Here is a 25610-nt window from a genome sequence, read left to right as displayed (position 1 = left end):
GAGTGGTGTTGGTGTTGAGGCGGCCGTTCCACTGCCACAGGAGGCTGCCGCGTCCGGTGGTGCAGCGGTCGCCCTTGAGGCCGGTTTCGGAGTTCTCGCGCAGGCAGTCTCCGTAGCGGTAGTTCGCGAAGCGACTGGTGTGGGTGGCAGCCGAGGCGGATGTGGGGGTGAGGAGAGGGAGGGCGAGGCCGGCTGCGGCGATGAGGGCGGCGAAGGCTTTCCGGGTCGGGCGGCGCACTGAGGGTCTCCTTGCAGGGGTCTTCAGGGGTACCTCGGCAGGATCCCCGAACACCGCTGTCTACGCCCGAAAAATGGGGAAAACCACCGGATCGAGCCCTCATGCCGGCCGATCCGGTCCGGGGACGGCGCTGGACCGATCACCATGGCAACCATGCTCGACCACGATGGCCCGTGCCCGTCATCGAGGGCACCGTCATGCACAGTTATCTGCACTACGTCTTCTCGTTGGTCTGGGTGCTGGTACCCAAGACCAACACGGAGAGCGCGAGTGGACCTGCGGCATGAACTGATGGAGGGACGAGCGGACGTCCCCCGTGTCGGGGCGGTAGTTCCGGCGAGGAGGGTGCATCCCCCGTACATCGTCCTCAACGGGTACGACGACGAGATCGAGCCGATCACTGCATATCTGAGGGACCTGGCCCTGCACGACAGCAGCCCGCTAACGGTTCGCAGCTACGGGTACGGGCTGCTGCGCTGGTTCCGCCTGCTGTGGCTGCTCGGGGTCGGTTGGGAGAATGCGACCGAGGCCGAGACCGCAGTGCTAGCCGGGTGGCTGCGGACAGCGCCGAACCCTCAACGACAGCGCAAGTCGGCTAGTGGCCCGGCTCCGGGCTCGGTGAACCTGCGCACTGGGAAGCCGGTCCTGCGTGCCGGCTACGCGCCACGGACGATCAACCACGCGCTATCGGTGGTCAGCGGGTTCTACGAGTTCCACGCGCACCAGGGCAACGGGCCGGTGCGTCCGGGCCTACGGCAGTCGCGTCGCGAATGGGTCCCGTGTCTGTGACGCGTCGCGAGCGTTAGGCCGTTCGATCAAGGGCGGTCCAGGACTACAGAGGAAAGGAGATGGGCGTGGAGATCAGGGATGTGCATCATGCCTACCGTCGGCGTGTGGTTTTGCGGGGCGTTGACCTGCGGCTGCGGCCCGGGACTCTGTGCGGGATCGTCGGGGAGAACGGCGCCGGCAAGTCCACGTTGCTGAAGATTCTGGCAGGCGAACTGCGGCCCGTGCGTGGATCGGTCCGTCACGGCGGCCGGTTCGGCTATTGCCCGCAGCACGTGGTACTCAATGACGCGCTGACGGTCCAACAGCACGTGACGTACTTCCAGACGGCCTACCGCCTCACCGATGTGCGCTACGCCGAAGAGATCATGGATGTGCTGGGCTTCACCGAATACGCCGATGAGCGGGCCGGGGTTCTCAGCGGCGGCACACGGCAGAAGTTGAACGTGACGCTGGCTCTCATGCACGATCCGCAGGTCCTGTTGCTGGACGAGCCGTATCAGGGCTTCGACTGGGACACCTACCAGCGGTTCTGGGATCTGGCCGCGCGGCTGCGGGACGCGGGACGCTCGGTGCTGATCGTCTCCCACCTCGCGTACGACACTGAACGCCTGGACGAGCTGTGGCGCCTGAAGAGCGGAATGTTGCGCACGGGCGAGGCGGGGGCCGCGGCGTGAGGTTTCACCTGACCCGCCTCGCTGTCGCCACCCGGTTCACGCTCCTCGAACACGGCCGCAACCGGTTCGCCATGATTCTGGTGATCCTGTTCGTCCCGGTGTGGACCTCCCTGGCGTACCTGGCGATGCCCGACACCCCGGCCCGGATGCGGCTTCGCGCCACAGGGGAAGCATTGACCCCGCACGGCAATGAACTGACCGCGCTCAGCGGAGCGCTCAACGCCGTCACCCTGATCACCGGTTTCATGATGTTCGCCGCCACTTTCTCCGGCAGCGGCTTCGACCGCCGTTTGGCGATGGCCGGCTACCCCCGCACCCACCTCGTCCTGGCAAAAGTCACCGCTCTGGTCCTGGTCTCGGCGACGGTGGCCGCTTATGCCACCGCGGTCATCTGCCTGTCCTGGGCCCCCCGCCAGCCTCTCCTGCTCGCCGCCTCCCTGTTCTGCGCCGGACTCACCTACGGCGCTCTGGGAGTCGTCTTCGGGTCCCTGCTGCGCCGGGAAGTCGAGGGGATGTTCGCCATCGTGATGACCAGCATCATCGATCTCGCGCTGCAGAACCCCATCACGAGTTCGGGGGCTGACAACCCGGTCATGCGCTGCCTGCCCTCGTACGGGGCCATGCAGGCCGGTACGGCGGCCGGATTCTCCACCAGCCCGGTCCCCGGGCATCTGGCCCTTGAGCTCACCTGGTTCGGGCTGGCCGCCCTTGTAGCCCTGCTGGGCTTCCGCCACAGCACCCGCAACTGCCTGCCGACCGCCTCCACTGCGCCGTCCGGGCTGGCAAGCAACAAGACCGATATTCCCGCACCGCGCCCAACGGCCGGCCCATCGGCCAAGGCGTCCGACACGAAAGCACACTGAGGTCCCGGCTCCCGACATGCGCACCACCACGCACTCCACCACGGCGGACCTCGACACCGCTGTGCCGCCACAACGTCCGTTACCCACGCACCGCCCGCCCACCGATGAAGACCCATCTCTGCGGGCCGCGTACCGGCTGTGCCGGCGCACCACACGCGTGCACGATCCCGAGATCTACGTCCTCATCCAACTGATGCCGGCCGTGCTGCGCCCGGCCGGGTGGGCCCTGTGGGCGGCAGCGACTGTCCTGGACGACCTGGCCGACCAGCAGGATGCGGAGCCGGCCGAACGTGCGACCCGCGTCGAAGCGTGGACCCAAGCCCTGCAATGCGATCTGGTGGCCGGCACGAGCGGGGATCCGGTCCGGCAGGCCCTGGTGGACACCGCCCTGCGATGGCGCCTTGACCTGTCCAGCCTCCGAGGCGCCATGAACAGCACACGCGATGACGCCCGCGGTCGGCACTTCGCCGACTGGGCCGCCTGGCGGTCCTGGTGCAGCGAGGGAGTCGTGCCCTGGGTCGACCAGGTGCGGCACCTGTTCGAACAGGCCGGAGTGCCGATGACGCTCCGGCTGGGCCGACAGCAGGACTACCAGCGGTTCATCGACGGCGCCCAGCTCACCGACGTCCTCACCGACCTGAGCGCCGATCTCGCCCAGGGCGACCTGCTGCTGCCGCAGGAGGCCCTGGACGCCTTCCCCGGCGCCGAGGACGCCCTGCGGCAAGGGAAGTGGAGCCCGGCCACAGCGGCTTTGATCCGGGAGCTGACGGCTCTGGCCCGTCAATGGGTGACCCGGCCCGCGATGACCAGAGGTATGCACCCGGGCCCCGCCATCGTGCTCGACGCGGCCGCCTGCCTGATGCGCGCCCAGCTCGATGCCGTCGACGCGGCCGGCCACTCCCTGCTCAAACGCGCCCCGCGCCCGTCTCTCGCGGCCCGTACCGGCATCCTCGTCCCCGCCCGCATCCGCTCGAAACTTGCCTGGAGCCTGACGCCCCTGACCATGCCCGGACCCCGACGACCCGCGGCGACCGTGAGGGGCCCGAGCGCTGAAGCCGAAAGCACCGCCCTTCGCCCCCCGCCACCGCACTCCGCCGGTGCCCGGCCTCCGCAGATCGCGGCCGACCGGATGCCCGCCCACGTGGCGGTCATCATGGACGGCAACGGCCGCTGGGCCGAGCAGCGCGGCTTGCCCCGCCCGGAAGGCCACCGCGTCGGCACCGCCGCCGCCCACGAGATGGTCTACGGCGCCCTGGAGATCGACCTGCGTCACCTGACCCTCTACGCGTTCTCCACCGAGAACTGGAAACGCGACACCGAGGAGATCACCACGATCCTGGAAGAGATCCGACGAGACCTCGACGAGGGACCTATCCGCGACCTCGACGTACGACAGCGCTGGTTGGGCCACCCCGACAAACTTCCCGAGGAACTCGTCCAGGCTCTCGTGCGCGAGGAGCGCCGAACCCGCAACCGCACCGGCCTGACCCTCACCGTCTGCATCAACTACGGCGGCCGCGACGAGATCACGCGGACAGCGGCAGCCCTCGCCCAGGCAGCCCACGCAGGCGACATCGACCCCGGCCTCATCCGTGAGGACGACTTCGCCCGCCACCTGCCCCACCCCGACATGCCGGACGTCGACCTGCTGTGGCGCACGGGCAACGAACAGCGCACGTCCAACTTCCTTCCCTGGTACACCACGTATGCCGAGTTGTACTTCACTCCCGACTACTGGCCCGACGTCGACCGACGTGATCTCTGGCAGGCCATCGCCGAATACAGCCGACGCCAACGACGCCACGGCGGCGCTGGGCAGTAAGGCGCGCATGTCCAGGGGTCCTGGACGTCACGCCGTGGAGTTCGCAAGCGACTGTTCCTCCCTGCTGGTGTCCGGCGCGTTGACACTGGCCCGGTGGCCCGGTGGCCCGGTGGCCCGGTGGCCCGGTGGCCCGGTGGCCCGGTGGCGGGGACAGCGGGGGAGTGGACCATCAGGGCGGGTCTGGCCGCCGGGTTGCTGATCTCGACGGTGACCGCGCTGGTCGGTAGGCCCTCAGCAGGGCCACGGGCGTCGGTCCCACCAGGCGAAGATGTCGCCGACACCGCTCTGCCCGGCCTCGTAGCCCCACAGGCCCGGGAGAATCTCGCCGTCGACGACCCCGCACATGCCGGGCCCGGTGCCGAGCTGGTCGGACCTCATGACATGGCAGGTGGAGGTGCCCATGATGGCGACCATCTGGCCGGGTTCCAGGGCGGCTGCCGCCGGGGCGGTGACGTGCGCGTCGACGTTGCCGACGCAGACCCGCGCGCCTCGCCGAGCGCCCGGCCGACGAGGATGCCTGGACGGCGCTGCGTGCGGCGTTCCAGGTGCTTGAGGAGATCGACATGACAGCCGAAGGGCGCCTGGAGTTCATCATGCTGCTGTTCGGCAACGATTCCCTTCGCGCCGGACACGCCGAGAAGCAAGCCCGCTGGCAGGACCTGCTCGCACCGCTGATCGAGCCGCGGCTGCCCGACTCCGACCGCCGCACCCTGCAGGCCCGCGCTGTCCCGGCCGCAGCAAATCATCTGCCTGCAGGCAGCCAACGAGGAATGGGTGCGCCTGGGCGGACAAGCCGACCTGTTCGACCTCTACGACGCCGCCGTACAGGCCATCCGCCGTCCCACCTGAAACCGGCCGCATCCAGCGCCACCACGCTCGTCGCCGTGGGGACCCGCTCGTACATCGAGTTGGGTGATGGCTCCGGTCAGTTCCGGTTTCCGAAGCAGCTCCTGCGAGGGCGCGGCCGTACGCAGCGAGATCTGACGGTTCGCCCGCAGCAGCAGGGTCCGACCACCCGGCCGCAGCTCCCACACCGGGCGGTCACTGCAGCAACGGCCGCCGGCACCGGCACGCCCAGCGCCATCGCCGCCGTCCCAAGTCCGCCGACCAGCTGCCCGAGCACGGCACCGGAGGTCCGCAGGACCTTGACGACGATCTCACGCGGACGCTCGGAAGTTGGGTCGCGTCAGCAGTGGCCATGGGGTCGCGGTGCCGGCTGGGTCGGTTGTCCTTACGCTCGCTCCCCTCCTGATGTGCATCAACGGCCCCAGGGGCAGGCCCATTTCGCCGTGGAGTACAGCAGGCTGTACCACCGATCCGGCGGTTGGCGGGATCGGCCGAGGGGGGACGCGGTCCGTAGCGTCGGAGACATCAGCCGGGACGCCGGCCGAGACATCAGCCGAGTCCCCGCTAAGGAGCCCACGATGGCGAGCACTGACCCCTACCGACTGAGCGTCCACGACGCGGACAACGACAGGCACCACGACGCCCTCGCCCCGGACGTGCCCCGCGGCGAGGTCACCCGCGTCCTCCTCTGGCTGATCCTGGTGATCAGCGCGGTCGCGAACATGGTCACCTCCTACGCCGCCGTCGGTGTCGCCGTGAACCTCGCCTGCGGCGCGGTCACCGCACTCGCGGCCACCGCCCTCGTCGTACGCCGCCTGAAGGGCGGCCGCCGGTGAACCTCGCTACGACCACCGTACGGGCCCCCGCGCCCGCCCCCGCCATCGCGCTGGAGCGCCTCACCAAGACCTACCCGGGCGATGTGAAGGCCCTCGACGAGGTGTCTCTGACGGTCCGGCCCGGCACCTTCCTCGCCGTGATGGGCCCCTCGGGCTCCGGCAAGAGCACCTTAATGCACTGCGCGGCCGGGCTGGACTCGCCGACATCGGGCAGCGTCCGCATCGACGGCCATGAGATCGCCGGCCTGAACGAGACACGCCGCACCGAACTGCGGCGCGAGCGCGTCGGGTTCGTGTTCCAGTCGTACAACCTGATCCCATCCCTCACGATCGAGGACAACATCACGCTGCCGCTGCGGCTCGCCGGCCGCGCCCCGGACCGGGAGTGGATCGCGGCGCTGGTGGAGCGCGTCGGCCTGGTCGGCCACCTCAGCCGCCGCCCCGCCGAACTCTCCGGCGGACAGCAGCAACGCGCGGCTCTGGTACGGGCGTTGGCGGCTCGTCCGGCCGTCGTGTTCGCCGACGAGCCGACCGGAGCGCTGGATCTGCGCAGTGCGCACGAGGTGCTGGAGCTGCTGCGCACCCTGGTCGACGAACTGGGCCAGACGGTGGTGATGGTGACCCATGACCCGGCCGCCGCGGCCCGCGCCCACAAGGCGCTGGTGATGGCCGACGGCCGGGTGGTCGAGGCCCTCGACCACCCCACTGCGCCCCAACTGGCCGAACGACTCGTCGCGTTGGGAGCGTGCTGACCCATGTCCGAGCACTTCCGCACCCCTTCCCACCTCCCTCTCTTCCCGATCGCCCTGCGTATGACCGCGCGCCGGATCACCGTGCTGCTCGCCGTGGTGTGCGCGGTACTCGGCGGGGCCGCTCTGCTCACCGGCACCGGTGTCCTGGGCGAGTCCGGGCTGCGCTCACATCTGCCGCCGGGCCGGCTCGGCGGCGCGGACATCGTCGTGGCGGCCGACCAGGAGTACCACCCGGACGGCGACTTGCCGCTCGCCCTACCCGAGCGCGCCCGCGTTCCGTCGTCGCTGATCGACCGGCTCTCGGACCTGCCCGGAGTGACGGCCGTGGTCGGCGACCTCGGCTTCCCGGCCGGGCTGATCGACGCCGGGGGAGAGGTCGTACCCACCGCTGACGACCCCACGGCGGCCGGACACGGCTGGTCCTCCACTCAACTGCTGGCCCGCCCGCACGTCACCGGCCGCGCGCCGGCCGGAGCGGACGAGATCGCCGTCCCCGCCGCGACCGGTCTGCGCATCGGGGACCGGGTCCAGGCCGTGGCGGGCGGCCGCCCCGCTGTGCGCTATCGCGTCACCGCGGTGGTCGACGCACCGGGCGCGGGCGTGTACTTCGCCGATGCCACGGCGATACGCCTCGCGAGCCGCGACGGCGCCCGCCGCTACGACCTGATCGGCCTGCGCACCGCGCCCAAAGCCGGTGAGCGGGTCGCCGACGCGCTGCGCGACCAGGTGGCCGGTACCGGGCTGACCGTCCGCACCGGCGCGGACATCGGCGAGGCCGTCGCGCCGGGCGTGGGCACGGCCCGCTCGCTGCTGATCCTGCTCGCTGGTTCGCTCGGCGGGATCGTGCTGCTGATCACCGGGTTCGTCACGGCGGGCGCGCTGGGTGTGTCGATTGCCGGGCAGCGCCGCGACCTGGCGCTGATGCGGGCGGTCGGGGCGACCCCACGGCAGATCCGCCGACTGGCTGCCGCGCAGTCCTCCGTGGTGGCCGCCGTGGCCCTGGCCCCCGGAGTGGCAATCGGTTACCTCCTCGCAGGCCGCTTTCACGACATGCTCGCCGACCGAGGCGTCCTGCCGCCCGGACTCCCGCTGACCGTCAGCCCGTTGCCGGCCCTCGCCACCCTCCTCCTGCTCGCGCTGACCGTGCAGATCTCCGCCCGGGGTGCGGCCTGGCGCACCTCTCGGATGCCCGCGACGGAGGCCGTCGCCGAGTCCCGCAGCGAACCGCGCAAGCCCTCCAAGGGCCGTACCCTCACCGGGTTTCTGCTGATCGCCGCCGCGTGCGCGCTGTCCGTCACCCCGCTGTTCACCCGCACAGTGATCGGGGCGGCGGCCACCTCCATCGTCGGGATCGTCGCCGCGATCGGCCTGGCTCTGTGCGGCCCGGCTCTGGTTCGTACGGCGGGGGCTGCCGCCGTACGTCGGCTGCGGCCCTGGACGTCCGCGCCGACCTGGCTCGCCCTCGCCAACGTACAGGCGTACGCGCTGCGGGTCGCCGCAGTGGTCAGCCCGCTGGCGATGGCGGTCGTGTTCGTCCTGACCTACACCTTCGCGCAGACCACCGTCCTCGCGGCGACCACGCAGGACACCCGCGCTGGCACGCTCGCCCAGTACCGGCTGAGCGCACCAGCCCTCGGCGGCCTGCCGGCCGGCACGCGTGACGCCGTACTCAAGCTGCCCGGAGTGCGGTCCGCCGCACCCGTCGGCTCGACGACGGTCGTCTGGCCGTACGAGATGTTCGGCGAGGCCGATGTGGAGTCGGTGCCGGCTCTGATCGCCACGCCGGACGCGGCCGGCGTCCTGGACCCCGGGGTGCGGGAGGGCCGGCTGGCGGACCTGACCGGCGCCACGGTCGCCGTGAGCAGTGAGGTCGCCGGTTCGCGGGACGCGGGACTCGGCCGGCGGATCCGGCTGATCCTCGGCGACGGCACGCGGACCGAGGCGCGGGTGGCGGCCGTGTACGACCGGGGACTCGGCTTCGGCTCACTGATCGTCTCCGGGGAACTCATGTCCGGCCACACCACCTCCGGCCTCACCCAGAGCCTCCTCGTCCGCACGGACGGCACGGCGACGGCGGCACGCGTACTGACCGATCTGACGGCGGCACACCCGGGCCTGGCCCTGGAGAACACGTCCGGAACGGGCTCTGGCAGCAAGCAGGACACCCCACCCGAGGTGTGGATCAACCTGGCGACGATCGTCGTACTCCTCAGCTACCTCCTCCTCAGCATCGCCAACAAGCTGGTCGCGGCCACGGTCCAGCGCCGTACGGAGATCGCCGCGCTGCAGCTGGTCGGCACGACGCCGCGGCAGATCCGGGCGATGATGCGCCGTGAGGCGGCCGTGATCGCGGCGGCGGCGCTGGTCTCAGGCATGCTCCTCTCCGCCCTCCCGCTCGCCCTCCTCGGCCAGGGCTTCCTCGGCCGCCCCTGGCCGGCAGGGCCGGCCTGGCTGCTGCCCGGCGTCGCGGCGACGATCGTGACGACGGCATTCCTCACGATCGAACTCCCCACCCGCCAGGCCCTTCGCAGGGCCCCGGCGGACGCGATCCGGGCGACGTGAGCAGCTGCGAAATGCCCCCAGACGGGGCCATGCTGAGGACGATGGCCATCGAGACTCCGAGCTGCGTGCGGTGAGTGGTTGACCAAACAGCAGTCAGGTCGAGGGACCATGCGGCAAGTGCTGTTCAGAAGGACGCGTGGGCGGGTCTCTGTACGTTCAGGACCGCTGCGTGCAGCCTGGACCGGTGAGGCGCGCGGCGAAACGTGCCCCTACCGCCAGGACCACGAGAACCGCGGTGCAACCGCCCAGCAGCATGACCGCGGAGGGTGAGGTCCGGTCCAGGACGACTCCCCCTACGAGTGCACCAACAGAGATTGTTGCCTGAAAGGAGGCGGTGAACAGGACCGATGCCGCTTCTGGGGCATGCGGCGCCGCCTTGGAGAACCAGGTCTGCGACGCGATGGGTACAGCGCCATATGCGACACCCCACACGAGCAGCAGTATCACTGCGCCCGTCTCCCAGCGGCCCAAGGCTGGAAGCAGGAGGGTCACCGCGGCGATCAGGCCGGCCGCGAGCCCGAAGACGGTCCGCGGATACCGGGCCACCCAGGCGCCGCCCAAGAAGTTGCCGATCATGCCGGCGGCACCGTAGAGCAGCAAGAATGCAGTGACCAGGCGATCGCTGGCGTGGGTGACCTGCTCCAGGAATGGCGTCACGTAGGTGTAGGTGCCGAAGTGAGCCAGCACGACGAGGAACGTCAGCAGGAGGGCGAAACGGGTGCCGGCCCTGCGGAGCATGCCGCCGAGGGCGCTCAGTTGGGTGGCCTGGGCCGGAGGAAGCGGCGGCAGGAACAAGGGCAGCATGACGCCACGACTGCACGAGGCATCACTTGCCGAGCTGAACGCCGCATCGCGGCTCGACTGGGCGCAACCGTGACCGCCCCGGTCGGCGTGATGGGTATGTACCTCGTCTTCACCGCATGCGGACGGCGCTGGTCCCTGGACGCGCGCAGAGCCCGTCTGGGGGCCTCCGCGGGAAGCAACACGTGCCCGTCTGCGCGTCGGGCTGCGGCCGGGCTTCGCGAGTCCCACCGGACCCTGACGTCCGTGCTGCACAACTGCGGCATGTTCGTCATCGCGGCCCAGGTCTGCTTCCTCTACGGGTCCGCGGGCCTCTACAAGGTGCAGGGCGGCACCTGGGGCAACGGGACCGCCCTCCGCTACGTCCTGAACCTCGACCTGTTCCGCCCCTGGCCCGAGCTCTCGCTCATGGTGGACGGGCACGACGTCATGATCGGCATCGCCTGCTACCTGACCGTGCTGTTGCAGGTCGCGTTTCCGTTCGTCCTGTTCGGACGGCTCAAGTACCCGGTCCAGATGATGCTGCTGGGCATGCACGTGGGCATCGCCATCGTCATGGGGCTGCCGCTCTTCTCCGGCGCGATGATCATCGCGGACGCCGTCTTCCTGCCGGACCGCTTCTACCGGTCGCTGGGACGAGGGTGGCGGCGCTTGAACAGGCGGCCGGACGTATGGAGCACGGCGGGGGATTCGCCGTGCGGAGCGCCGGCACTCGTGCCGTCGCAGCTGGCACCGTGGCGCCGCTGAAGGCCACGGGCCGGGGTGTCTGGAAGTGCTCACCTGGCCGAGAAGATCGACAGGGACCCGGCTGGCACGCTCTACCTGCGCCTCGGAGGGTAGGGCGGCAGCTCCTTTATCCAAAGCACAAGCGGAAACTCAGCGGCCTACACCCCTGTCCGGGCCCGCCCCGCCCCGGCCCCGGAGACGCTGAAAACTCCGACGTGTACGCGACCCCTTGTCAGGGTCATGGCCCTCTTCTACAGTCCCGAATACATCACTGTGGGAGCGCTCCCACAGTGAAGGTGATCCAGCACTCGCTCCCCTCCCTCCCAGAGGGGTCCACACGAACGACACGGCGCCCCGTCACGAAGAAGGCGGATCCCCCCATGCAGCTTCTTTCGACCCCCCGCTCACCCGCCCGGCGCGTCGCCACCTTGGTGGCAGCGCTCTGCTGCGCCGCGTTACCCGTCGTGGCGGCGGCGGCCCAGCCGCCCGCGGCGAGTGCCGCCGCCACTGAGGTCCTGGGCAACGCGACCCACTTCTCCGGGCTCGGCAGCCCCTACGGCGGCTGCGGTCTGCCGCAGCGCGAACTGGACAGCCAGGACTTCGTGGCGCTCAACGTGTTCAACACACCCGGCGACTATTCGGGCGCCTACCCCCGCCCGGTGCCGGACTCGAGCGCATCGATCAAGGGCGCCTTCGACAACGGCCGCAACTGCGGCCGCTGGGTCAAGGTCACCATCGGGGACTACTGCGCCGGCACCAACGACGGCGCCGCGGGCCAGCCCTTCTGCCGCAACGGCTCCTGGGTGGCCGACAAGTACAACGGGGCCACCCTGACCATGCTCGTCGCGGACAGCTGCGCCGATTCCAACGCCTGGTGCCGGGACGACCCCAACCACCTCGACCTGGCGACCGATTCCCTCAACCGCTTCCGGATCGACGGCACCCCCGTGGGGGCGATGTTCCCGGACCACTGGAACAACCGTCATGTCTCCTGGAGCTTCGTCCCGGCCCCGGACTACAGCGGCGACATCCGTATCGGCTTCCTCAGGGGAGCCCAGCGGTACTGGCCCGCCATCGCCGTCTCCCATCTGCCGGGCGGCATCCATGGCGTCCAGTACCTGGTGAACGGCGCCTGGACCGACGCCACCATGAACAGCGACATGGGGCAGTCCTATGTCATCGGTGAGACGGCCTCCGGCGGAAGCGACTTCACCATTCGGATCCGCGACGCCTCCGACGCCTGGCTGGGCGGCGGCCGTACGTACTCCTTCTCGCTGCCGTCAGGCTGCGCGGGAGGCTGCTCGCAGGACTACACCGCCGTCCCCTACACCACGGACAGCTCTGGAGGGACACCGTCTCCCACTCCCGCGCCGAGTCCCTCCGGCGATACCGCCTGCACGGCGGAGTGGAAGCTGACCGGCTCATGGCAGGGCGGGTACCAGGCCGACGTCACGGTCACCAACACCGGGTCCCGGCCCGTCACCGGCTGGTCGGTGCACCACACCCTGCCGGGCGGTGTGGCCGTGGCGAACCGCTGGAACGCGGTGGTGGATCCGTCCCGCCCCGCCACCACCGTTCGCAACGCCTCCTACAACGGCACGCTGGCACCGGGCGGGTCGACGACCTGGGGGATGACGCTCAGCGGCGACGACCGAGACCTCGGCACGCTCTCCTGCACCGCGTCCTGACCACCGTCGGAGATTGATCATGGCCATGACTTCATTACGCGTGCGCCGCCACCGACTGCCGCTCTGGGCATTGGTACTGACCGTGGTGGCGGTGGCCCTTCCCGCCATCGCGACGTCGCGCGCCCAGGGCGCGGCGACAGGCTGCACGGTCACGTACACCACCAATGAGTGGTCCGGCGGCTTCACCGCCCAGATCCGCGTCACGAATCTCGGCGCCGCCCTGAACGGCTGGCGGCTGGAGTGGACCTATGGCGGCGACCAGCAGGTCACGTCCGCCTGGAACGCGCAGGTCACCCAGTCGGGCGGCGCGGTGACCGCCGTGAACGCCGCGCACAATGCCGTGCTCGCCGCCGGCGGGTCCGTGGACTTCGGCCTCCAGGGCACCTGGCGCACCGCCGACCCGGCTCCCACCGCCTTTGTCCTCAACGGCGTGCCCTGCGGCGGAACCGCGCCCCCCACGCCGACGCCGACCGCCACACCGACACCGACAGCCACGGCGCCGGCCGAATGCGCCGGGGCGGCGATCTGCTCCGACTTCGAGGACCAGACCGGCACCGTGCCCTCGGGCGCCTGGCAGACCACGGCACCCGACTGCCAGGGCACGGGCAAGGTGAGCGTCGACACGTCCGTCGCCTACAGCGGCACCAGGTCGCTGCGCATCAACGGCGGCGCAGGCTACTGCAATCACGCCTTCGCGGCCTCCACGCGCGATCTGTCCTCCGTCGGACCCGTGGTGTACGTACGCATGCGGGTGCGGCACACCACCGCCCTGCCCACCAACCACGTCACCTTCGTGTCCATGCCGGACGCCTCACAGGGCGGCAGGGCGCTGCGCGTCGGCGGGCAGAACGGCGCGCTGCAGTGGAACCGCGAGAGCGACGACGCGACGCTGCCGGAACAGAGCCCGGCGGGGGTCGCGCTCAGCACCCCGCTGCCGACCGGCCGGTGGCTGTGCCTGCGCTACCAGATCGACACCACCGCCCAGTCCATGCGCACCTGGGTCGACGACCAGGAGGTCGCCGGACTGCACGTGGACGGAGTACCGACCCAGGACGTCGACGGGCAGTGGCTCGCCCGCGGGACCCCTCCCCGCCCCACCGGCCTGCGCCTGGGCTGGGAGAGCTACGGCACCGGGGACGACACTCTCTGGTTCGACGACGTGGCCCTGGGTTCCTCACCGATCGGCTGCTGACGCCCGCGCGGAATCCGTCGGGACGACAGGATCTGAACGCGCGACAGCTGTCGATTCCTTGATCCGTACGGCGCGCACCACCCGCCTGGTGGACCGATCAGCCACAGGCCCTCGGCCTGTGCCCCGGCTCACCGGTTCGTCGATCAGCTGGGTATCGAGCTCAGCGATCCCTTACGGCAACGAGGAGATCAGGTGAAACGTCGTCACGCTTTATCGGCCACCGGCGCCGCCGGAGCGCTGATCCTGGGTGGCCTTGCCATGGCCACCCTGCCCGCGTCGGCAGCCGCCACCGGCTGCTCGGTCGCGTACAAGGTGCAGAGCGAATGGCCGGGAGGGTTCACTGCGAACCTGGCCATCACCAATCTCGGATCCCCCGTACGAGGGTGGACCGCGACGTTCGACTTCCCGAACTCCGACCAGAAGGTCACCAACGGCTGGAGTGCCACCTGGACACAGTCCGGAGCCCACGTGTCCGCCACCAGCCTCGACTGGAACGGGGCGCTGGACACAGGCGGCTCGGCTTCCATCGGGTTCACCGGTGCGTGGAAGGGCGCCAATCCCGAACCCGCCTCGGTCGCGCTCAACGGCGTGACCTGTACCGGCTCGGTGACGTCCCCGACCCCCGGCCCCACCGTCACTCCGACCGGCGGTCCCAGCGGTCCGGCCCCGGAGCTGAAGGTGTCCGGCAACAAGATCGTCACCGCGAGCGGCAAGCCGTACCGGCTGCTGGGTGTGGACCGCTCCAGCGGTGAATACGCGTGTGTGCAGGGCAAGGGGCTGTGGGACGGCGGCCCGGTCGATCAGGCGTCCGTCGACGCGATGAAGACCTGGAACATCCACGCGGTACGCCTGCCGTTGAACGAGGAATGCTGGCTGGGCCTCAACGGCTCGCCCAATGGGACCACTTACCAGCAGGGCGTCAAGGACTACGTCGACCTGTTGGTGGCCAACGGCATCACCCCGATCCTCGACCTGCACTGGACGCGGGGTGCCTACACGAACGGGCCGGACTGGCACTGCAAGGACGCCACCGCGACCTGCCAGAAACCGATGCCGGACGCGCAGTACGCCCCCCAGTTCTGGACTGGTGTCGCCAACGCCTTCAAGGGCGATGACGCCGTCGTCTTCGATCTGTTCAACGAGCCGTACCCGGAGATCGCCGCCGACTGGGACAAGACCGTCGGCTGGCAGTGCTGGCGGGACGGCGGCACCTGCGAGGGCCTGCCCTATGAGACGGCGGGCATGCAGGACCTGGTCGACGCGGTCCGGGCCACCGGCGCGACCAACGTCCTCATGTTGGGTGGCCTTGAGTGGGCCAACGACATGCGTGAGTGGCTGACGCACATGCCGGCCGACCCGCTGTACAACACCGCCGCGTCATGGCACTCGTACAGCTTCAACGCCTGTGCGACAGCGTCCTGCTGGGACAGCCAAGTTGCCCCGCTCGCACAACAGGTTCCGGTCGTCATCGGTGAGTTCGGCCAGGACGACTGCGGCTTTGACTACATGCAGCGGTTGGTGGACTGGGCTGACGCGCACGACATGGGGTATCTCGCGTGGACCTGGAACCCATGGGGCTGCAGCAGTGGTGGCGTGCTCATCAAGGACTGGGCGGGCACCCCGGAACCAGGCGTCGGCGAAGGCCTGAAGGCCCACCTGATCAGCCAGGAGCCCTACTCGGCCCAGTAACGAGCGCCCAGCGGCCGCCCACCCGCCCACGACGCCGCCCCGGCCGAGCGCCCCAACGGCACAACTCGGCCCGGGTTGACGAGTGTGAGGCTGACGAGGTGCTCGTTGACTGTGCAGCTTCTCAAGATCGCACATGGTGCGCCACGGGAGGGGGACGAGCTGACAAGGGCGGGGGAGAGGGTGGCCGGGGGCTAGGGGCAGGAAAGGTTCGAAGATCCAGGTCATCCGGCGGCCAGAGTGGTCCACTTCTGGTTGGAGCCGCCGTGGCAGTCCCACAGTTGCAGCTGTGTGCCGTCGGCCGTGGAGAAGCCCGGAATGTCGAGGCAGCGGCCGGAGGCGGGGTTGCGGTAGCCGCCGTTGTAGGGCTCCCAGACCTGATTGGCGCCGCCGTGGCAGGTCCAGAGGTGCACCTTGGTGCCGTTGGTGGTGCCCCAGCCGACGGCGTCGAGGCACTTGCCCATGGAGCACAGGCTGCCGTCGGTGTAGGCGGACCAGACCTGGTTGACTGCGCCGGTGCAGCTCCAGGTCTGGACAGCGGTCCCGTCGGCCGTGCCGAAGCCGCTGGCGTCCAGGCACTTGCCGCCCAACTCGGACTACACGCGTGAGGGAGCGGGGGCGGGGTTCCTCAGCCACCCGGAGCTGTCCGAGGACTGGATGCCGCGGTGGAAGGCGTCGGCCATCTTCTGGTAGCCCGCGTCGTTGGGGTGCAGAGCGTCGTCCAGGTCGGCCGTTGTCAGGCTGCTCATGTCCACGTATGCGACGTGCTTGCCCGCGGACTGCGCCTCGCTCACGATCTGGGGGATGGCCTGGTTGTACGCGGCACGGTACTGCTCCTCCGAGCCGCTGGTGGACACGACCAGGGAGGCCACGAGGACGGTCGCGTCGGGGACGTCGGCGGTGATCTGGTTGACCAGCGACTTCAGCCGGGCGGTGGCGGTGGAGACCTGATAGCTCTCGTTGAGGTCGTTGGTGCCGATCATCAGCGTCACGACGTTGGGCCGGTAGCGGGTCAGCGAGGCGTCGGCGAGTTCGGCGATCTGGTGGATCTTGTAGCCGGGGTGACCTTCGTTGTCGGGGTCGGACATCGAACCGCCCCGCCCCGTGCCGACGAAGTCCAGCGGATGGCCGTCTGCCGCGAGCTTGTCCCACAACGGACCCCGGTAGCCGTTGCCCGTGCTGCTTCCCACGCCCCAGGTGATGGAGTCGCCCAACGGCATGACCCGCAAGGGCGTGTTCGAGGCGGCGGAGGCAGGGGCCACACCTGCTGCCGTCATCCCGAGCGTGGCCATGACCATCGTAATGAGGGACAGGATCCAAGACTTTCTCATGTAGTCGTCCTCTTCTGCGAGTGAGTGCTGAATCTGGCGCGGGCTGCTCGACGTTCGTGTCGGCAACTCGGCTGCTGTGTCGTCCCGCTGGCATCTGTGGGCACATGACCTACTGGCGGAACGGCACGGTGAGGAACCTGTGCGTAGCCGGCTGTCCGCGACCGCTCCCAGGAGGCCGGGCATGCCCGGCCTCCTCGCAGACAAAGCACTGGCCGGCCACGGGTTGGCGTTGTCACGTTGTCGGGTGGGCAGCGCCTGACGGGGTGTCGAGGCACGGTTCAGTCGGGCTCCGGGCCCGGTTCGGGGTGCGTCGTTGCCCGCGAACGTCAGGAACACCGGAGCCGGACCTGTGTCATGCCACCGGCTAGCGCTGCAGTGTCAGTACCCCTGGCCGGTAGGGCAGGAGGCCGTAGTCCCCGCCGTCGGTGCTGGGGTCGCGCCCCTGGTAGAGGAACTGCAGGTTGCAGGGGTCGATGGTCTTGGTCTGGTCGGGGTTGGTGCGAACCAGATCGCCGTGGCTGATGTCCCTGGTCCAGGCCGTCGCGCCGCTGTTGGCGCTGCCGGCGAAGGGGCTGGTCACCGTGTCGGCCCCGGCCTGCGGTGTCCACGTGCCGCCGAGGCTGGTGGCCGTGAACGAGCGGAAGTAGCGGCCGTATCCTGTGTAGTTCTGGGCCTCGACGATCATGAGGTACTGGTTCTGACCCTGGACCTTGTAGACCTCCGGTGCCTCGAACAGGTTGAGCGCCGTGTCGCTCATGATCTTCGTGACCGAGCCGAAGGTGCCCGGGAAGTTGCCGATGGGCATGCTGGACCGGTAGATGTCGCCCTCGTCGTTGGCGAAGAACATGTACATGTTCGTGTCGTCGCCGATGAGGGTCACATCGAGGGGACCCCCCTTCGGGAGGGTGCCCGTGAACAGCTCCTGCTGCGGGCCCCAGCCGTTGGGATTGGTGGGGTCACTTGAGGTGCGGTAGGAGAAGCTGTAGGGCCAACCCCCGTTGTAGGCGAGTACCCAGAGGTTCTTCGGGGCGAAGTAGAACAGCGTCGGCGCGATGCCGTCGAAGGGAATCGTGTTCTGGGTGGCGGTGGCCATGTCGGACCAGTTCGTGAACGGGCTGAAGGTCGTCAGTCCCCAGCGCCCCTCGTCACCGGCGAGGGTGTTGTGCGTCGTGGCATAGACGATGTGCTTGCCGTTGGAGACGACGCTGGTGAAGTCCTTGAGCGAGGCCCACCCCGCCTTCGGCTCCGCCAGCGGGCCGGTCGATGTCCAGCGGTACGTCGACGGAAGAGCACACACGTTGTTCGCCCCTGACAGGCCGGTCCACTTCTGGTTGGTGCCGCCGTGGCACGACCAGATCTGCACTCCTGTGCCGTTGGTCTTGCCCCAGCCCGCGGCTTCCAGGCACAGCCCGGACCGCACTCCGACGATCGTGCCGTCGGGGTTCACCCGCCACTGCTGGTTGTCACTGCCGTTGCACGTCCAGATCTGCACCGGGGTCCCGGACGTGGTGGCGCCGCCCCGGACGTCCAGACACTTGCTGCCGTACACGGTCAGCTGGCTGCTGTCCGTCAACGTCCACTGCTGGTTGACTCCACCATGGCAGTCCCAGATGTGCACGTTCGCGCCGTCGGTCTGGCTGAAGCCCGCCACATCGAGACACCGGCCGGAATCGACGCCGCGCACATCACTGGTGGTGGCCGCCTGAGCCGGGCCGGCGACGAGCAGCGCCGCCAACGCGGCCAGCGCCGCAACCACGGCGGCGCACACCACCGACGGACGTCTGCGACGGAAACTGCGACTGCGCATAAGGACCTCGTTATCCCTGAGCAAGCGACTCCGGTTCGCCCCGTCAAGGGCTGTCCAGACGCCGACATGGCACGACTTTGTTCGAGATGCAGAACAAAGGTCGAAGTATCGAGCAGGAGAATGCTAGAGATCCCATGAATGACGTCAATACTTCTCACACGATTCGCGACCAGAAACGTTCGCAAGCTGAAACCACGAGGCTTCAAGTCCCGTGGTGGTACGGGGTCTTTGACATGAGGGTCAGGTAGCGGCGCGGGCTTGGACGGGCGCGGTTGTAGTACCGGTTGCCGCCGCTCCCGAAAAGGTTGCCGCCCGGCCCAAGTTGAGGGTGTGAGGGGCCACGGGTGGAGTCGGTGCGTGAGATCCACCGTGGGCGGGGTCCGATCCCGAACCGGGATCACCGCCCGGAAGCGGGACCACGCCGGCCATCCGCCAGTCCTCGCCGTGGCATGAATGGGTCGATCTAGGATCTTGCGCTGTCCGCTCTCAACTCCTAGGCTCCGTGCCGTCCGAAGGATCGGTTCACGTTCGCAGTACCGAACACGCCTGGCTGAAGCGTTTGCGCATGGCGCACATGCCGGGCATGACAGCGCCCGCATCATCCGTACCAGTAAGGCTCTCCCCGCACACGAAGTGCCGGACCTGGAAGGGCTCATGCGGCATTCTTGCGGCGAGCCCCGATCGCCTCCCGGAGCATCGTGTGACATCACCTGCACCATGCCACGCCCGCGCCTGTGCCGCGCGGCCGTGGTCCTTCTGTTAGGCCTGGCACGGCCGGCCCGTTGTCCAACGTGTAGGCCGTGCTGGGGCACGTCGTACCCCAGCCCCGTCCTGCCGCTCCCCGCCCCGCCAGGTCACCCCGCTGACCGGCGTCGACACCTTCGACGCCGGTCCGTGAAACCGAAGCGGGAAGGGAACCAGAATCCGGACCACGACAAGTGGTCCGTCAACAACGGCCTTGGCCTGCGCACCGCGCCGGCCACCAACCACCTGTACTGGGCCCGCAATACCCTCACCCACGGATCCAGGGACCTGCCTCCACCGCGACCATCCAGCTGGACTACGCGACGATCCGCGACGGACAGCAGCTGGAACACCACCGGGGGTCGGTCGTGCGGTCGGAAGGACACCGGCCACGTACGGGCGGGCGGCTCACCGGGCGGGGATCGAGCTGATCATGGACAAGCCTGTGTGGTATGCGTTCATCGCCTGCCACGTACCGGCGCCGGTGGAAGCGCTAGCCGTTGGTACGCGGCAGGCGATGCGGGTGGTGGTCAACCGGCGGCTACGATCCGCCACTGCTGGTTCGTGCTGTTGCTGTCGCTCCACTGGCCCAGATCAGATCCATTGCCGGTGCGGCCCATGCCGTCGATGTACTTGCCGGTGGTGCGGTTCTTGATGCGCACGTTGTCGGCGACGGTCACGACCGACCACTGCTGGCTCGTGCTGTTGCTGTCACCGTACTGGGTGAGCGCGGATCCGTCCGAGGTGCGGCCCGCCCCGTCCAGGTACAGGCCGGTTGCCCGGTTCTTGATGCGCACGTAGGGCCCATCGTTCTCGACGGTCCACTGCTGCTCGTACCGGTTGCTGCTGCCGCTGGCTTCGCCGACGGTGGCCCCACTGGCCGTGCGGCCCTCTCCGTCGATGTACAGGCCGGTGGCGGCGTTGGTGATCCGCACGTATGTGCCGCCGCCGTTGCCTATCCCCCAGGCGTACTGCAGGCGGGTCAGTCCCGAGGCGTTCACCAAAGACAGCTTGATGTCCGAGCCGGTGCCGCTCTTGCTGGTCAGGCTGTACCAGTCGCCGTCACGCAGGCCCGGCCAGTAGACGCTCCCCATGCCGAGGCTGCGCAGTTCGCTGCTGACACCCCGGACGTAGTCGGCGAAGAACGAGCCACTGGGAATGCTGTAGTCGATGGTGTTGTAGTGGACGCCGTTCTTGCTGCCCGGGCCCATCGGGCCGCCCCACTCGGTGGCGATCGTGCGGGCGGCGTATCCGCCGATGTAGCCGGCGAGGTGGTTCGCCCACTCGGTCTCGTCCTCGTATCCCGCGAAGAACGAATAGTCGTGCACCGCCAGGTAAGTGCCGTCCAGGCGGCTGTCGCGACCGACTGCCGCGACGTCCTGGGCCAGCCCGGCGCCGTCGAGGATCACCCTGGAGCGCGGCACGGAGGGGTACCTGGCCAACCAGCCGCTGTACATGTCGTCCAGGCTGGTCGTGCTGTAACCGTACGGCTCGTTGATGACCTCGAAGTAGGCGTTGGGGTTGGAGCCGTACTTCTGTACGATCTTGTCCCACATCTGGTTGAACCCGGCGGTGCTCGCCGGCTTGCCGCCGCTGTACGCCCAGTAGGCGAGGATCACGTTTCCCTTGGTGAGGGCCGTGTCGATCGCCCCGGTGTAGGTGGTCCAGTAGTCGGCGACAGTGGGCTCGTTGACAGGCATGCGCACGGTGTTGGCGCCCGTCACCGCGTACATCTGGCCAACAACCTGGTCCGCCACGGCGGAAGCCGATGAGTAGGTGTCCGACGCACCGAGCCCGGACGGGTGCAGTACGCCGTTGACGAAGTTGTCTCTCTGATCGGCCCAGTTCACTCCTCTGAACTGCGATGTGGAAGCATGTGCCTGGTTCGGACCGGCCGCCAGAATTCCTGCGGCGAGTGCGAACACCGCCAGCAGTCTGGTCATCGTGGCCGGCTTTCCCCGTGTATTGGCGATCGGGTTTCCCATCGGGTTCTCCCTTCTGTGCGTGTAGTCCCTTCGGAGGCTCGCCGCCGGGTGATGGGGCGGATTCGTGTTTCCTGCGGTCCACCCGAGGGTCCACATCTGTTTGGTCCGTACGTTGCAGTTCCAGGTGGGCGCCGAGAAGTCACTCAGGCGGAACCCGCGAGAGCGCGCGCTGGTTGTCGAAGTACGGCCGCAGGTCCCTGACGGTCGTGGGTCGTGATGTCTTCAGGGAACTTGCCCTGGCCCTTGGGTTGCCTGGGTGAAGCGGCGCAGCTTATCGGGCTGTCCGAGTGTCCAGTGCTGGTTGGCCCCGCCGTTGCAGGTCCACAGTTCGACCAAGGCGCCGTTCGCGGTGGCCCCGCCGGTCACGTCCAGGCACAGCCCGGACTGTGCCCCGGTGATCGTGCCGTTCGCGTTCACGTCCCACTGCTGGTTCGACCCGCCGTTGCATGGCCAGATCAGGCGTCGTTGGGCCGCTCGGGGGCACGTAGGGGCACTTGGGCTGGTAGACCGAGACGGTGGAGGGGTCCGGCAGGGCCGGGCAGAGGAACTGTGTGTAGCGGGTGTCTTTGTCCACGAACACCTTCAGCCACGGGATCAGCAGCTTCATCTCCACGTTGTTCGGACGGGTGTAATACACGTGGTCCGCTCCGGCGATCTGGGCGAAACCGCTCTGCGTGGTGGCCGGCAGCGTGGCGTATAGACCGCTGAGATACGACGGGGTGACGACCGTGTCGTTCTGGCCGCCGATGACCAGACTCGGCACCCTGTCGGTGGCCATGCTCAGGCCATTGCCGGGGAACCCCGGAGCAAGGCCGATCATCGCCTTCAGCGACGGCTGGCGTTCCGCCGCGATGATCGCTCCGGCTCCGCCCGCGGAGTGCCCCAGTACGGACAGCCGATTCGGGTCGATCTCCGCCTTGACCGGGCTCTGCGTGGTCAGCCACTTCAGCCCCGCCAGCAGTTCGGCGGCCCGCGCGTCGGCCCCGTCGGTACGGCTGTTGGTCTCGATGCAGATCACCACGAACCCGAATGAGGAGAGCCACGGCCCCATCCACGCCTCCTCGTCGGCGCACCGCGCCGTGTACCCCGGCACGATCGCCAACGCTCCCCACGTGCCCAGGCCGGTGTCCGTCGGGTAGTAGATCGCTCCGCCGTTGAACCCGTTGCCCGGCGCCACACCCATCTGCGCTGTGGCGAACGGACCGCGCGACGCCTCGATACCGGTCACGGTGGGATCAGGGCCGCGCTGGTACGGATTGTTCTGGGCAGCCCGCGGCTTGGCGGCGCCTGACGCCGGCAGGGCTGACGCCGGTGATACCAAGAACATCGCAGCGACGACCGCCGCGACGGCTGCCACCGCCGCCATCCACCGCGGCCACCGCCTCGTTCCCGCCCTCCCCGCTTTGGCGCGTCCTGGCGTTGATCTCGACATCGGCATGGTGAACCTCTCGATGGGAGTAGCGAGAGTGCTTGCATGTGGGCGTGCGCAATGAAGTGCGATCAGACCGAGCACGTCAGTGATGGGATGTGTGGCGCGCCCGAGTCCACTGCGGGGTGAAGATGCCATAGCAATGCGCCGACTTCAATGGACTGTTCGCGCTCGCAGTGAAACGAGGAAGGCGATCAGGACAGTCGATCTGCCCCACGGAGATCCCATGTCCTGACCGACGGCCGCAGCACCGCCCTTGCGGGCGTGGCGAACGGCGGCTCGATGTGAACGTCAGGCGGGCGACGTGAGACGCCGCAGGTCAGCATCGCCCCGAACCGCAACGTGGTGTTCCGGCACCCCGATCGAGAACAGCCTTGCCGGACAAGCGGCTGTCGCCAATAAACCGGCCGAAACCCCGCCCCAGAGCGTTGAACGCGAGCAGGCCGAACACGAGGCAAGTAGTGCCGCGTGGTCCGAGCGCGCCGACCATGAGCCGTTCTCGCCAGGTGAACGTCGAGCCGAGGAAGGCGAGCATGACCGGGAGGATGCGCACGACGGTGAGCGCGGCGGCGCAGAGCACGATGGTGGGCCAGCCGATGCCCTCGCCCACGGCGAGCACCACGGCGTTGCCGAAGAAGAACGGAACCCAGGGGCGCCGGTCAGTCACAGACGCCTCCGTCGAGTGCGAAGGCGGTGGGGGACGGGTTGCTTCCGTTGAGAGAGCCCTGCACCCCGAAGCTCACCGTCGCGCCGGGCGCGATGGCGCGGTTCCAGTCGGCGTTGCGCGCCACGACGTCGGCGCCCGACTGGGTGACGGTCGCGTTCCAGGCGCTGGTCACGCGCTGGCCGCCCGGGTAGCTCCAGGTCAGCCGCCATCCGTCCACCGCGGAGGTGCCCGTGTTCTTGAGGGTGACGGTCGCGGTGAAGCCGTCGCTCCAGGCGTTGTCCACCTTGTACGTCACCGCGCAGGACGCCGTCGGCTGCGGACCGCCGCCGTCGCCGGCCGGGCGATCGGCGGCGTAGGCGGCCAGCCAGGCCAGCGGGGCGTTCCAGTTGATCGCCACCTCGTTGGTGGAGTACGAGCCGATGTCGTCGATGTAGCAGGCGGCGGGCGCGCATCCGGCCAGCTTCTCCTGTGCCACCGGGTCCTGCAGCGCGCTGTTGGGGCCGCCCGCGAGGGAGCCTGCCGGCGGGTTGGGCAGTGAGGCGTCCAACTGGTGGGCCCAGAAGCGGTGATGCTGGTTGTGCGAGGACCTCTCGCCGTAGCCGGTCACGTAGGACTGCCCGAGGGCGTTGCGGCCGAGCAGGTAGTCCATCGACTCCAGCACTGCGGCGCGGTAGCGCGCGTCACCGGTCAACTCCCCGGCGACCGCCATGACCACCGCGTTGTCGGCGGCCTCGCTGTTGGAGCCCCAGAAGTACCCGTCCTTGGGGATCGGCACCGCGTAGCCCTGCCCGGCCATCGTGGACAGGTGGCCGTCGGCCGCCGAGACCACCGAGGAGCGGATACGGGCCAGGTCGGAGGCGGGCAGCCCGTTGGGGACGGTGGCCAGGGTGATCCGGCCGAGCGCGGCCGTGTCCGCCCAGCCGAAGCCGTAGGGGGTGAAGGCGCCGGCGGAGGTGTGCCAGGAGGAGGAGGTGACCGCGTCCCGGTAGGTGCTCTCCCCGGTCGTCGCGTACAACTCGGCGGCCGCCCAGTAGAACTCGTCGGTGACCTGGCCGTCGCCGTAGGCGCCACCGCCCGTGCCGTCCGAATCGGGCGCGTACATGGAGGGGTTGGCCTGCGCCGCGGTCCACGCCCTGCGGGCGGCCGCCAGACAGCGGTCGGCGAAGGCGGAGTCGTAGGGCCGGAAGACACGGGCGCACTGCGCGGCGGCAGCCGCGAGGTTGAGGGTCGCGGCGGTGGAGGGCCGGTGCAGTTCGCGGGGTTGGGCGTCCTGGTCGGGGCGGGTAGGGATACCGGTCCAGGCGGCGTCGTGGATCTTGTGGAAGGCCATCCCGGCGTACGGCCTGCCCGCGGGCACCTGCATCCGCATCAGGAACTCCAGCTCCCAGCGCGCCTCGTCCAGGACGTCGGGAACGCCGTTGCCGCGCTCGGGCACGCGCAGGGTCGAGTCACCCAGCGCCGTGTCCGTGCCGGCGCGCTTGGCCCGCTCGAAGGAGTTGACGACCAGCCAGGTGGAGATGCCGCCGTTGACGACGTACTTGCCCTGGTCGCCCGCGTCGTACCAGCCGCCCCGGACGTCCTGGGTGTAGTCGCACACCCCGGACTGGCACGGCACGGAGGTGTCGCCCTTGTTCGGTGAGACACCGAGGTGCCCGGCGGGGCGGGCGTAGGCGGAGCCGGCCAGGGAGGGGTCGATGGCGACGCCGCTGCGCTGGTGATAGAAGAACGCCATCGCGTCCGAACGCAGCCCGTCGTAGAGATTGGCGCGGATGTCGAACGGGTCGCTGTCGCGGCCGTCCACCGACAGGACGTAACCCGTACCCGTCCCCTGGTACGACGAGAAATCCGCCAGCTGCACGGACTGGCCGGAGGGGGCGTCTGCGCCGCGCGAAACCGTGGAGCCGGAGGCGACCACCGTGCCGGAGGCGTTGCGCAACTGCCAGGTGAGGGTCTGGGTGCTGCTCGTGACGACCGTCGCGCGCTTGGGGCCGTCCGGCAGGTAGCCGACCTGGTTGACCCGGACCGCCGTGGTCCCCGCGGCGGCTGCCGGGGTTGCCAGCAGGCCGCCGAGAAGGAGCGAACTCGCCAGCAGGGCGGTGGTGAGGGGTCTGCCATGGCGACGTACTGAGTCGAACGCGGACATGAGCGGCTCCTGGGGAAGGGGATGCGGTG

The 25610-nt window shown here is 69.2% G+C and carries 14 protein-coding genes and 7 pseudogenes; 11 read left to right on the top strand and 10 right to left on the bottom strand.

Features of this window, described 5'->3' with window-relative positions; translation table 11 throughout:
* A pseudogene (locus tag AQI94_RS32630) lies at window positions 1-238 on the bottom strand (RICIN domain-containing protein); the annotation flags it as partial.
* 345 nt (window positions 239-583) lie between these two features.
* On the opposite strand from AQI94_RS32630, the gene AQI94_RS32625 reads away from it, so the two are divergent.
* The 4 genes from AQI94_RS32625 (at window position 584) to uppS (ending at window position 4386) form a co-directional block, all read left to right on the top strand.
* The gene (locus tag AQI94_RS32625; protein ID WP_225890342.1) at window positions 584-1027 is read left to right on the top strand and encodes a hypothetical protein; all 444 of its coding nucleotides are present in this window, start codon (window positions 584-586) and stop codon (window positions 1025-1027) included.
* 65 nt (window positions 1028-1092) lie between these two features.
* On the top strand, window positions 1093-1701 hold the full coding sequence (locus AQI94_RS32620) for an ATP-binding cassette domain-containing protein (RefSeq protein WP_031057671.1): 609 nt from the start codon (window positions 1093-1095) through the stop codon (window positions 1699-1701).
* Window positions 1698-2564, top strand: a complete 867-nt coding sequence (locus tag AQI94_RS32615; protein ID WP_037945123.1) for an ABC transporter permease — start codon at window positions 1698-1700, stop codon at window positions 2562-2564. Before AQI94_RS32620 ends, AQI94_RS32615 begins: the two co-directional genes overlap by 4 nt.
* A 157-nt stretch (window positions 2565-2721) precedes the next feature.
* The gene (uppS, locus tag AQI94_RS32610) at window positions 2722-4386 is read left to right on the top strand and encodes a polyprenyl diphosphate synthase (protein WP_078902929.1); all 1665 of its coding nucleotides are present in this window, start codon (window positions 2722-2724) and stop codon (window positions 4384-4386) included.
* Between the two features lie 237 nt (window positions 4387-4623).
* Here uppS and AQI94_RS32605 read toward each other — a convergent pair.
* Window positions 4624-4875, bottom strand: a pseudogene (locus AQI94_RS32605) (FGGY-family carbohydrate kinase); the annotation flags it as partial.
* A 935-nt stretch (window positions 4876-5810) separates the two neighbouring features.
* On the opposite strand from AQI94_RS32605, the gene AQI94_RS32600 reads away from it, so the two are divergent.
* The 3 genes from AQI94_RS32600 to AQI94_RS32590 are packed head-to-tail and all read left to right on the top strand — an operon-like array spanning window position 5811 to window position 9382.
* Window positions 5811-6068, top strand: a complete 258-nt coding sequence (locus tag AQI94_RS32600; RefSeq protein WP_031057681.1) for a hypothetical protein — start codon at window positions 5811-5813, stop codon at window positions 6066-6068.
* Window positions 6065-6820 carry an ABC transporter ATP-binding protein gene (locus tag AQI94_RS32595; protein ID WP_031057682.1) on the top strand — a complete coding sequence of 252 codons (756 nt, stop codon included), beginning with the start codon at window positions 6065-6067 and terminating at the stop codon, window positions 6818-6820. Before AQI94_RS32600 ends, AQI94_RS32595 begins: the two co-directional genes overlap by 4 nt.
* A 3-nt stretch (window positions 6821-6823) precedes the next feature.
* On the top strand, window positions 6824-9382 hold the full coding sequence (locus tag AQI94_RS32590; protein ID WP_037945124.1) for an ABC transporter permease: 2559 nt from the start codon (window positions 6824-6826) through the stop codon (window positions 9380-9382).
* A 156-nt stretch (window positions 9383-9538) separates the two neighbouring features.
* Here AQI94_RS32590 and AQI94_RS32585 read toward each other — a convergent pair.
* Window positions 9539-10189, bottom strand: a pseudogene (locus AQI94_RS32585) (MFS transporter); the annotation flags it as partial.
* 84 nt (window positions 10190-10273) lie between these two features.
* Between AQI94_RS32585 and AQI94_RS32580 the strand changes: the two are divergent.
* From AQI94_RS32580 to AQI94_RS32565, 4 genes and pseudogenes are all read left to right on the top strand, one after another.
* A pseudogene (locus AQI94_RS32580) lies at window positions 10274-10930 on the top strand (HTTM domain-containing protein); the annotation flags it as partial.
* A gap of 359 nt (window positions 10931-11289) precedes the next feature.
* Window positions 11290-12597, top strand: coding sequence for a cellulose binding domain-containing protein (locus tag AQI94_RS32575; protein ID WP_031057686.1), 1308 nt, complete (start codon window positions 11290-11292; stop codon window positions 12595-12597).
* A 25-nt stretch (window positions 12598-12622) separates the two neighbouring features.
* Entirely contained in the window at window positions 12623-13789 is a 1167-nt protein-coding gene (locus AQI94_RS32570; RefSeq protein ID WP_031057687.1) for a cellulose-binding domain-containing protein, read from the top strand.
* A 192-nt stretch (window positions 13790-13981) separates the two neighbouring features.
* Window positions 13982-15478: a cellulase family glycosylhydrolase gene (locus tag AQI94_RS32565; protein WP_031057688.1), complete on the top strand. Its 1497-nt coding sequence runs from the start codon at window positions 13982-13984 to the stop codon at window positions 15476-15478.
* A gap of 221 nt (window positions 15479-15699) precedes the next feature.
* Here AQI94_RS32565 and AQI94_RS32560 read toward each other — a convergent pair.
* The 7 genes and pseudogenes from AQI94_RS32560 to AQI94_RS32535 form a co-directional block, all read right to left on the bottom strand.
* Window positions 15700-16806, bottom strand: a pseudogene (locus tag AQI94_RS32560) (ricin-type beta-trefoil lectin domain protein).
* 364 nt (window positions 16807-17170) lie between these two features.
* Window positions 17171-18613 (bottom strand): non-reducing end alpha-L-arabinofuranosidase family hydrolase, encoded by a 1443-nt coding sequence (locus AQI94_RS32555; RefSeq protein WP_208611872.1) that lies wholly within the window; start codon window positions 18611-18613, stop codon window positions 17171-17173.
* Between the two features lie 1274 nt (window positions 18614-19887).
* Window positions 19888-21114: an RICIN domain-containing protein gene (locus tag AQI94_RS32550; RefSeq protein ID WP_225890341.1), complete on the bottom strand. Its 1227-nt coding sequence runs from the start codon at window positions 21112-21114 to the stop codon at window positions 19888-19890.
* A 510-nt stretch (window positions 21115-21624) separates the two neighbouring features.
* Window positions 21625-21798: pseudogene (locus tag AQI94_RS43430) on the bottom strand (ricin-type beta-trefoil lectin domain protein); the annotation flags it as partial.
* Between the two features lie 94 nt (window positions 21799-21892).
* Window positions 21893-22669, bottom strand: a pseudogene (locus AQI94_RS46745) (poly(ethylene terephthalate) hydrolase family protein); the annotation flags it as partial.
* Window positions 22670-23090: 421 nt separating this feature from the next.
* Complete coding sequence (locus AQI94_RS32540) at window positions 23091-23438, bottom strand: cation:proton antiporter domain-containing protein (protein WP_031057707.1); 348 nt, start codon at window positions 23436-23438, stop codon at window positions 23091-23093.
* Window positions 23431-25581, bottom strand: a complete 2151-nt coding sequence (locus AQI94_RS32535) for a glycoside hydrolase family 9 protein (RefSeq protein ID WP_078902931.1) — start codon at window positions 25579-25581, stop codon at window positions 23431-23433. The genes AQI94_RS32540 and AQI94_RS32535 overlap by 8 nt, the downstream gene beginning before the upstream one ends.
* Window positions 25582-25610: the final 29 nt, after the last annotated feature.

Source organism: Streptomyces pseudovenezuelae (assembly GCF_001513955.1).
In the GTDB taxonomy this organism is placed as follows: Bacteria; Actinomycetota; Actinomycetes; order Streptomycetales; family Streptomycetaceae; genus Streptomyces; species Streptomyces pseudovenezuelae.
Note: the sequence above shows the minus strand (reverse complement) of the source record. Positions and strands in the feature narration are given on the sequence as shown.

Coding starts and splice junctions, on each gene's coding strand:
- AQI94_RS32600 (WP_031057681.1), top strand. CDS start 5,811: ATGGCGAGCACTGACCCCTACCGACTGAGCGTCCACGACGCGGACAAC.
- AQI94_RS32590 (WP_037945124.1), top strand. CDS start 6,824: ATGTCCGAGCACTTCCGCACCCCTTCCCACCTCCCTCTCTTCCCGATC.
- AQI94_RS32575 (WP_031057686.1), top strand. CDS start 11,290: ATGCAGCTTCTTTCGACCCCCCGCTCACCCGCCCGGCGCGTCGCCACC.
- AQI94_RS32570 (WP_031057687.1), top strand. CDS start 12,623: ATGACTTCATTACGCGTGCGCCGCCACCGACTGCCGCTCTGGGCATTG.
- AQI94_RS32555 (WP_208611872.1), bottom strand. CDS start 18,613: ATGCGCAGTCGCAGTTTCCGTCGCAGACGTCCGTCGGTGGTGTGCGCC.
- AQI94_RS32535 (WP_078902931.1), bottom strand. CDS start 25,581: ATGTCCGCGTTCGACTCAGTACGTCGCCATGGCAGACCCCTCACCACC.